Below are 9192 nucleotides of genomic sequence, written 5' to 3'. Positions count from 1 at the left end.
CGGTTGAAATTCTCAATCAGGGTTTAAAAGATTTGGTTGAGGAAGCTTCTAAATATAAAAAGTCACAGTGATTCGCGAATATCATTCGCGAACCAATTTCCCCTTTCCACATCCCGTGAAAAGTCAGCTGGGCTAATAAGTCCACGTCTTGAAAAGTCTGCCTCTAAGCCCCAATAGGTGTAATAATTGACTGGCTTTTGAAGTTTCAATTGCCGTAATTTTTCAAATTCATCAGCCATGTTTTTAATTCCTCAATCCAATAATTGTGATGGAAAAAATAAATTGGCAAGTTTGAATATTGGAAGTTTCTTAAGAACTACCTCAGCGCACTTTCCACTTGTTAATATTTCAAAATTTTTCTCAAAATGCAAGGAAACTTAAGACAGTTAAGACAGTTAATGAATATTTCATCAAATATTTATATTTTGAGTTTGTTTAATTCCATGTCGCCTTTTTTCATTCTTTTCTGGAATAGTTCAAGGGAGGTGTTTTCGCGCTCTTCCATCTGCGCTCGCACTCCAATAGCCTCCCCAGCTTCGACAGAGCAATAGAGATACACAGTAATGGCTCTCAAAACCATTGATATGGGTTCTTTGTGGCAATTAAAGTAAGAAATCTTCTCTTTTTATTTTCTTACTTTCGGGCAATACACGGCCTTTGATATCAATTACGTTATATCAACATCAATTACACAAGTGAGTGCAGAAATCAGCAATCAGCCTCTTCTACGCTTCCTCTCTCATCACCAAATCAATTGCCGAGTCAATTAACTCAACCCCCTCAGTTTCGTAGTGATAAGTTTTAAATTTAAACTTCCCTACCTGTTCTAGTTGCTTCGACGGGCGATGTCCATATTTGTCCTCATACATTTGTAGGGCGATAGTACCGATAGTCGTCATCTGTCCGGGCGTGGCACTGAGTTTGCGTGACTGTAGTCTAGACGCGACGGTGACGGTTGCTGGTGTTGCACTTACAACGGGTTTGGCTAGGCTTAAACGCGAGAATGTTTTGCTGAGTTCATCAATAGGTGAAATGAGTAGAGCCATCAACCCAGTAAACCGTTTTGCAGGTTTATCTGTTAGAACAGCAATCTTTAATGCTTCTGGCTGTCCAACCGCGATAAATGTTCCCTGAGCGCGAGTCATCGTTGTGTAAAGGAGTTGACGGGTTAACATTCGGTAGTTAGACATTAGTAACGGGAAAATCACATACTGAAATTCACTGCCCTGGCTCTTATGACAAGTTATACAAAACGAGTGCATGATTTGCTCAAAGTAACCAGGATAGTAATCAACGATCGCTCCTCCTTCAAATGAAATTTTCACCATTTGTTTTTTGTCATCTACTGCAATTACCTGACCAGTCTCACCGTTCATCACTGGCGGGAGCGTATCATAACGATTTTTCAGTTGTATCACCCTATCGCCAACTCGATATACTACAGAAGAGGAAACCACTTCCTGCTGGTTAGGTTTTTTGGGATTAAAGATGGGCTGAAGAAGTTTATTGAGATTGTGAACACCAGCAGCCCCTTCCTTCTGGGGTGCTAACACTATCACTTTTTGATTCAAGTCTACATTCTCTTTCTTCATTGACGCGACTAAAGAGACAATGCTTTTAGCCGTCATTTCTGGTGAAGTAGCTTCTAACATCGCACAGTCACCCACATCCATCCACGAGGCAGGTTGATTAAATTTGTCTAGTAGGGGAACCGTGCCAAAATTTACCTCACTAGCTGCATAGATAATCGGGCTGTCCTTTCGCTGTCGATGAATTTTTTGCAATCTTGTTGTTGGTACTATTTCAGCAGAGAGCAAGTCCCGCAGCACCATTCCAGGGCCAACACTAGGTAATTGGTCAGAGTCTCCTACTAACAGAATTTGGGTTGTTGCTGGTAAGGCTTTTAATAAAGAATTGAACAAAAATATGTCCACCATTGAAAACTCATCAACAATTAACCAATCAATAGTTAAAGGATTATCCTCGTTATAGTAAAAGTTTTGCCCTAGTCCCTGCCATTGGAGTAGACGGTGAATGGTGCTGGCGGACATTCCAGTAGCCTCTTTCATCCGGTTGGCTGCCTTTCCGGTCGGGGCTGCAAGAGCTATATTTGCCCCCCTTAATGTTAACCATTCCACCAAAGTTTTTAGTACATAGGTTTTCCCCCGCCCAGGGCCCCCTGTAAGGATACTAATAGGATGTTTAACTGCCATCAACAAGCCACTGGTTTGTTCAGGAGTTAAGCGTGAGAGTTCACGATATTCAGGCGCTTCAAAGCCGGCTAACCAATGTTCTAAATGTTCGGTCGGGTAAGTTGGTCGGTTAATTAGAGTTTGAATTTTTAACGCTACAGACAGTTCAGCACGGTAGGCGGCTCTAGTATAAACACTATTGGCCACCTCACCATAAACTAAAGTTTGGTTCTCAACTAACTGACCAAGAATAGTATTTAAAGATTTATAGTCTGGTGTGTGGTGAGGACGCTGGAGCAAAGAGAAAGAACGCGCCAGCAAATGAGATTCAGGTAGAAAACAGTTACCCTCACTCAAAGCCTCTTTCAAGACATGGAGTAAACCTTTAGAGTAACGACTATCACTTGTAACTGGAATGCCCAGAGATATCGCCAACTCATCAGCAGTTTTAAAGCCGATGCCCTCAATATCATCAATTAATTTGTAAGGGTCGCTTTTGAGTACCGATGAGGTTCTGTGTCCATAATGCTCACAAATCTTTAAGGTTAATCGAAGTGATGTTCCCAGACCCAAAAGCTGGGCGATAATTCCTCTTGTCGGATTGGCTTTATTCTCTGACCAAGCTTTTTTTATTGCAGCGATTCGAGATTTACCAAGTCCAGGGACTGACTCAAGTCTTTCTGGGTAAGCATCTAAAACCGATAGGGTTTCATAGCCAAAGTAATTGACAAGAGTTAGGGCAGTTTTTTTTCCAATTCCCCGAAAAAGTCCACTTTCTAGGTACTGCTGGATTTCATTTAAGGTAAGAATAGGAAGTTTATCGACTTTAGAGAACGAGATCATTAAAATACCATCCTCCCCGATGCCAGTGTTCTTGCCTAATTAAATCGGCTATAACCTATATGATCACATTTTCAAAGAAAATAGCAGCCACGAACAAAAATATACATTTCTAAACGACTTTTCACCGTTATCTTTAGTTGTAACGGTGCAGCTAAACCAACTCACTTATGAGCCGAATCATCGCAGTTTTTAATCAGGCGGGAGGTGTTGCCAAAACCACCCTTACCCAAAACTTGGGCTACCAAATAGCGCAATTGGGTCATCGTGTTCTGCTCATCGACATAGATCCCCAAGCCAGCTTAACTATTTTTATGGGCTTGGTTCCAAGAGAGATAGAGCAAAGTGTCTACAATGCCATTGTGGATGAACAACCTCTGCCAATTCATGAGGGGATTCACGGCATGGATTTAGCCCCTGCCAACATCTCTCTTTCTACGGCAGAAATGCAATTGGTTAGTGCCTCCATGCGCGATTTCCGCCTAAAAGAAGCCATCGAACCAATTGAATCAGATTACGATTTTATCTTAATAGATTGCCCTCCCAGCTTAGGGCTACTCTCTTACATCTCCCTTGTAGCTGCCACTCATGTTCTCGTTCCCCTAGAAACCCATTTCAAAGCCTTTGAGGGTACAGGTGAACTCTTAAAAACGGTTGCTACAGTTCGCAATAAACCCAACCGCAAATTGCAAATTGCCGGATTTGTACCGACAAAATACGATGCCCGTAACTCCCAGGACACTCGTACCCTAGCAGCCATCACCGAACAACTAGCAAGCGCCGGAACAGTCTTTGCGCCCATTCCTCGCTCTACTGCTTTTGTTGATGCTTCAGAAGAACGAATGCCCCTTGCAGTTTACGATCCAAAGCACCCATCTGTCCAAATCTTGAAAAAAATAGCCGTTAGTTTAGAATCCTTAAAATGAGACGCACTAAAACCAGTCAACCTCTCAAAAGCAAAATTGATGTACCTTGGGACACCACAGGCGCATTGAATGCTGGTTCTGCTCAATCCATGCCCTTAGAACAGATTTCTCTGCCGCCGAATCAACCGCGCCGTTACTTTGACTCGGAAGCATTAAAGCAGTTAACTGAATCCATCAAACAGCATGGCATCTTGCAGCCCTTGTTGGTACGCCCTCTTGATGGAGAAAAACACGAATTAGTCGCAGGAGAACGCCGCTATCGTGCTGCCTTAAGTATTGGGCTAAAAGTTGTCCCCGTCGTCATTAGAGAGTTAGACGACAACGCAGCTTTTCAATTTGCACTTATAGAAAACTTACTTCGAGAAGACCTGAATCCAGTTGAAGAAACCGAAGGCATCCTGCAACTGCTGTCTCTCAAACTAGGTCGAAGTGTTGAGGATATCCCCCCATTACTGTATCGTCTACAACGCTTACATAACAAAGCATCTACAGTTACCCATAACGTTATGGGCGCTCTGAAAAGCGAAGGTGATGACCCTACCCATAACGTTATGGGCGGAGTTGAAACTGAGTCCACTAATAACGCTATCAGCGACGATAAAGGCGATATTGACTTATCTACCTATAACGTTATGGGCGAAACCGAAACGGATGATTCAGCCCTTAATCATGAGCCTGCTGTCAACCAAGACCTCAAAATCGTTGAATCTGTGTTTGATAGCTTAGGGTTAATGACCTGGGAATCTTTCGTTAAGAACCGTCTACCCTTGCTCAACCTCCCAGAAGATATCCTTGATGCGCTAATGGAAGGCTCACTTGAGTACACCAAAGCCAAAGCCATTGCCCAGATTCCCACGTTGAATGAGCGTGTTGACTTTTTAGAACAAGCTATTGCCAACAACTGGTCTTTAAGCGAAATCAGACAACGGATTAGTGAGAAGAAAAGCCAAGACTCTACCTCTAACACCGAGTCTAATAATTACAAAGAACGTTTTACTACTGCGACTACTAAACTAAGAAAGTCCCGTATTTGGTCAGACCCTAAGAAGCGCAAACAGATAGAGAAACTACTTGCCCAATTGGAGACGCTGACAAATGTTGAGTGAAGCTGTTTAGCCGTTGTGTGGCGGCAAACGACAGCCTCACTGATTTCACCCCAAACCAAGCTTGGCACGAAATTCTTTGTCGTATTTTGCTTTCTTCCAATTTTTAGCTTTTTTAACTTGCTCAGGAGTTAAGTCTTTGGCACCTTGGAGCTTGGCACCTTGGAGCTTGGCACCTTGGAGCTTGGCACCTTGGAGCTTGGCACCTTGGAGCTTGGCACCTTGGAGGTCGGCACCTTGGAGGTCGGCACCTTGGAGGTCGGCACCTTGGAGGTCGGCACCTTGGAGGTCGGCACCTTGGAGCTTAGCACCAATCAGGCTGGCATTTTCGAGGCTGGCATTTTCGAAGCTGGCATTTTCGAGGCTGGCACGGCTGAGGATTGCATCGCTGAGGCTGGCACGGCTGAGGATGGCATCGCTGAGGATGGCATCGCTGAGGATTGCACCGCTGAGGTTGGCACGGCTGAGGATTGCACCGCTGAGGTTGGCAGGGCTGAGGATTGCACCGCTGAGGTTGGCACCTTCGAGGTTGGCAGGGCTGAGCTTGGCACCTTGGAGGTTGGCACCTTCGAGGTTGGCACCGCTGAGGTCGGCACCTTCGAGGTTGGCACCGCTGAGGTTGGCACCTTCGAGGTTGGCAGGGCTGAGCTTGGCACCGCTGAGGTTGGCAGGGCTGAGCTTGGCACCGCTGAGGTTGGCACCTTCGAGGATTGCACCTTCGAGGATTGCACCTTCGAGGATTGCACCTTCGAGGTTGGCACCTTCGAGGATTGCATCGCTGAGGATGGCACCTTCGAGGATTGCACCTTCGAGGTTGGCACCTTCGAGGATTGCATCGCTGAGGATGGCACGGCTGAGCTTGGCATCGCTGAGGTTGGCACGGCTGAGCTTGGCATCGCTGAGGTTGGCACGGCTGAGCTTGGCACCTTCAAGGATTGCATCGCTGAGGATTGCATCGCTGAGGTTGGCACTGTTCAAATCCAGAGTCCTTATAAGTTCTGCATCAACCAGAAAACGAATAACGCTTCCCTTTCGTTCTCCATCTTGATTCAACCTTCGCAGCACCGATAATGTTCTAGCACGCGCTATATCAAGCGCTGCATCTAACTTCTGGTATTCGAGGGTTGATTCCTCTAATTTTTTGCTAATTAACACTTTTAACTCTTTATCAATCAGCAGTTCTGACATTTTGTCAAAATAAGCCTCTAGAGCTTGCTCACGTAAGTTGTTATCTGCTATTTTTTTCTCAGTTTCAGCCTGCTTTTCAGATCGCTTCTGCTGTGTTCGTTCAAAGTAAAGCAGTACGAAAGGAATAGCGACCGCGCCACCAAGTTGCAACCAATCCCACAAAGTCTTGGAAGATTGGAAATTTTCCTTGCCCGTTATTTTAATAACTTCTTTAGTCTTGGGATTGATTTCTATTTCTACTGATGTATTCGAGTCTTTTCCGATACCAGTCCACTCGCCAACCCCCTCAAACGGATATAGTTTTGCAAAATTCGCGATCACTCCAAGCAAGGCAGCTAAGACAGCAATTCGGATTAACAATTTTCGCCTAGCATATAAGACCTGCTTCAAATTATGCGATTGCTTTTGACTCATGAAACACCCCTACCGTGCTAAGTACAATCCGCTACTGTCGTTAGGTTTGGCGTGAGCATAGCGACTGGTAGTGTCTAATGACTTATGTCCCAACGTATGCTGCACTAACTGAGGAGCCGCACCCCGATCCAGTGAATGTGAGGCGTGGCTGTGTCTGAGCTAGTGTGGGAACTGGTGACAGTCTCCAGATAATCACAGTACGCTTGTACGTCATTCATGGTGACAGTCCGCAAGTCCAAATCATTTAGCTTTACTCCAGAAGGCTTTTGAACCAGCAGAAACGCAACAAAGCAACGGATGTCTGACTCGTAGGAACGCTGAGAAGCTTTAGACTTGCCGTGCAGCCAGAGGGCTACTAGTTGGGCAGTACCAGAAACATCAGCCATTTTTTGGGTGGGTGCAACAGCGATTGCACCCTGCGAAGCAGGAATTGGTAACATTGAAGGAGTCTCAAACGGCTTGAGAGGGGTCGAGTGCTTTTGCGTTCCCCTCTTAATATTTAGACAATAATCACCGAAAACCTTCGTTTTCGGTGATTCAATTAGCACCATTCTCCCTCAAAATGTCACATATTATAGAAAAGGTGTTGAGCCAAGATATGACCAAAAGCCTGCAATATGACTGAAAAAGCTTGATTTTCCGTTATAAATCCTGGCTTTTTTGAATTTGATGTAGCATTTTTTCAAACCCACACAGAATAAACGTTTTCAAATCATCTTGCCGAAAATCACAAACATCTGATACTGTTGGCGAATGTACTACACCTTTGTAAATTAAAGTATTACGTAAGCTCAAACCTTCAATCTGTCGTTGCGGCTTTTAGTTGTAATACTTTTGTATGTATGTTTGTAGGCGTAAATAGAAGGTTCATGCAACCAGGGGCAACCTGTAGCTAAAAACCTTATACAGCAACAGTTACAGAGATTGATACGAGATTTAACCGCGCTCATTCAAAGATAAGTTGCACAAATGGTTTTTCTAGCGCATAAACAGTAAAATAACTTTGCCTAAAACGGAGCTTGGAGTACGCGGAAGTTATTGTCTCAAAGTATTATCGCTTCGTCTCGAAACTGAAAAACATTGCCTAAAATGGGACGAACTAGGCAATGTTATCATTTGTATTTCTTATCAATTAAGGCTAAATAAAGGGTTATTTTTACTAAATTTTATAAGGTTGCCCCTGGTTGCACGAACCTTCTATTTACGCCCAGATAGAACATTCTCGCCATCGTAGTGTATTTAACTTTTTGGTCAATTTGATGGCGGGTTTAGCCGCTTATACTTATCTTCCTAAAAAACCCTCGCTTGATATTTACCCAAAAGACTCGCCTGCTCTACCTCCTACTGTTTTTTAATTCGTCGAACTCACGTTAAAATAGGCTCAGGCTTTTCTCTAAGCATTTTTAACATTTCACGGACATATCGAAAGCCACGATAATAAGCTTTCAGGTCAATAATGCCAGAACCGGGATTATGGTGACGGAAATCAGCGAGAAGATGATGGGATAAATTGACCATACAGAATGCTAGATTAGCAGCATTAGTTACAGCAGTTTGGCTTGATACTATTTTTTTAACATTGCCTAATCAAGAAAATTTCAGACTTTTTATAGATAACCATATATATAAAAAGAAGGAGTAGCTACTCCAATGAAAAATATAAAAGTTAAGATACATTGTTGGTTCGCCACAATGACTTCCATGAGAATTTCAATTAGGTTTTGAATGGTCTGGAGCATTAAAATTACAGATTTTGATCGCTCCAAATTTGTATTTCAGTTCGGTACAGTTTGTAACAGGCAATGAATAAAACTGAGGTAATTATGTCGGATCAAATTAACATATGTGAGTTGCTGACAGAACTATCCACAAACGAACAGCAGCTTCTATCCGGTGGTCACTGGGGTCATGGTCATGGTCATGGTCACTGGGGTCATGGTCATGGTCACTGGGGTCATGGTCATGGTCATGGTCATGGTCATGGTCATGGTCATGGTCATGGTCATGGTCATGGTCATGGTCACTGGGGTCGTGGTCATCATCGTCGCTGGGATTATGATGATGATTAATAAAAGTAAAGCCATAGCAGAGCGTCTGCCGCTGCCTGCCACCAGTTGAGCACAGCGATCGCGTCAGGGCAAACGCATCTAAAGTATAAGAATCCTTTAATAGCAAGGGTTTTGGCGTTTTTTAATTTAACCTATTTTTTCGTCAATATCCTTATCCAGCAGGGGTTTCAGAAATACCGTGCGTTCGCCCTGGGAATAGTTAGGTGTTCAGTAGTAGATTTAACTGCGGTAAGGGTAGTCTCATTGTGAGTAACCAAAGATTTAACTGTAGACTGGACTCAAGAATGTTTGTAGCCAGTTCCGACTTACCAGTTCGTAAAACCTTCGCTGACCCATAATCAGCATCAACAGGAATTGGATAGCGTTGTCGCCATTCTCGTACTAGTGCTTCCTTATGCGGTTCAGATGCAGCTATTACTGGGTTATTGAAGACCGCCGAATTATTTTCAACGACATCTAC

9 protein-coding genes and 2 pseudogenes are annotated in these 9192 nt (G+C 43.8%); 4 read left to right on the top strand and 7 right to left on the bottom strand.

What is annotated here, in order from left to right; genetic code table 11:
• Nucleotides 1–62 precede the first annotated feature (62 nt).
• Together H6G92_RS37010 and recD2 are read right to left on the bottom strand one after the other, a co-directional pair.
• Nucleotides 63–239, bottom strand: coding sequence for a hypothetical protein (locus H6G92_RS37010; RefSeq protein WP_190901613.1), 177 nt, complete (start codon nt 237–239; stop codon nt 63–65).
• Between the two features lie 486 nt (nt 240–725).
• Nucleotides 726–3035: an SF1B family DNA helicase RecD2 gene (gene recD2, locus H6G92_RS37005; RefSeq protein ID WP_190901611.1), complete on the bottom strand. Its 2310-nt coding sequence runs from the start codon at nt 3033–3035 to the stop codon at nt 726–728.
• 167 nt (nt 3036–3202) lie between these two features.
• On the opposite strand from recD2, the gene H6G92_RS37000 reads away from it, so the two are divergent.
• Together H6G92_RS37000 and H6G92_RS36995 are read left to right on the top strand one after the other, a co-directional pair.
• Nucleotides 3203–3958, top strand: coding sequence for a ParA family protein (locus tag H6G92_RS37000; RefSeq protein ID WP_190901609.1), 756 nt, complete (start codon nt 3203–3205; stop codon nt 3956–3958).
• Nucleotides 3955–5064, top strand: coding sequence for a ParB/RepB/Spo0J family partition protein (locus H6G92_RS36995; RefSeq protein WP_190901607.1), 1110 nt, complete (start codon nt 3955–3957; stop codon nt 5062–5064). Before H6G92_RS37000 ends, H6G92_RS36995 begins: the two co-directional genes overlap by 4 nt.
• A gap of 45 nt (nt 5065–5109) precedes the next feature.
• On the opposite strand, the gene H6G92_RS36990 is transcribed toward H6G92_RS36995, so the two are convergent.
• The 3 genes from H6G92_RS36990 to H6G92_RS36980 are packed head-to-tail and all read right to left on the bottom strand — an operon-like array spanning nt 5110 to nt 7103.
• Nucleotides 5110–6663, bottom strand: coding sequence for a pentapeptide repeat-containing protein (locus tag H6G92_RS36990; RefSeq protein WP_190901605.1), 1554 nt, complete (start codon nt 6661–6663; stop codon nt 5110–5112).
• 9 nt (nt 6664–6672) lie between these two features.
• Nucleotides 6673–6768: a hypothetical protein gene (locus H6G92_RS36985; RefSeq protein ID WP_313890061.1), complete on the bottom strand. Its 96-nt coding sequence runs from the start codon at nt 6766–6768 to the stop codon at nt 6673–6675.
• On the bottom strand, nt 6768–7103 hold the full coding sequence (locus tag H6G92_RS36980; RefSeq protein WP_190901603.1) for a hypothetical protein: 336 nt from the start codon (nt 7101–7103) through the stop codon (nt 6768–6770). The genes H6G92_RS36985 and H6G92_RS36980 overlap by 1 nt, the downstream gene beginning before the upstream one ends.
• 765 nt (nt 7104–7868) lie before the next feature.
• Between H6G92_RS36980 and H6G92_RS40070 the strand changes: the two are divergent.
• Nucleotides 7869–8018 (top strand): annotated as a pseudogene (locus tag H6G92_RS40070) (IS982 family transposase); the annotation flags it as partial.
• A 10-nt stretch (nt 8019–8028) separates the two neighbouring features.
• Here the strand turns inward: H6G92_RS40070 and H6G92_RS36975 are convergent.
• Nucleotides 8029–8220, bottom strand: a pseudogene (locus H6G92_RS36975) (IS4 family transposase); the annotation flags it as partial.
• A gap of 266 nt (nt 8221–8486) precedes the next feature.
• On the opposite strand from H6G92_RS36975, the gene H6G92_RS36970 reads away from it, so the two are divergent.
• Nucleotides 8487–8732: a hypothetical protein gene (locus tag H6G92_RS36970; RefSeq protein ID WP_190901601.1), complete on the top strand. Its 246-nt coding sequence runs from the start codon at nt 8487–8489 to the stop codon at nt 8730–8732.
• 199 nt (nt 8733–8931) lie between these two features.
• On the opposite strand, the gene H6G92_RS36965 is transcribed toward H6G92_RS36970, so the two are convergent.
• Nucleotides 8932–9192: hypothetical protein (locus H6G92_RS36965; protein WP_190901599.1), on the bottom strand; the 261-nt coding region annotated here is incomplete at its 5' end.

The organism is Nostoc foliaceum FACHB-393, from assembly GCF_014698505.1.
Lineage (GTDB): Bacteria > Cyanobacteriota > Cyanobacteriia > Cyanobacteriales > Nostocaceae > Nostoc > Nostoc foliaceum_A.
The sequence above is the reverse complement of the archived record's forward strand: the minus strand, read 5'-3'. Positions and strand labels throughout refer to the sequence as shown.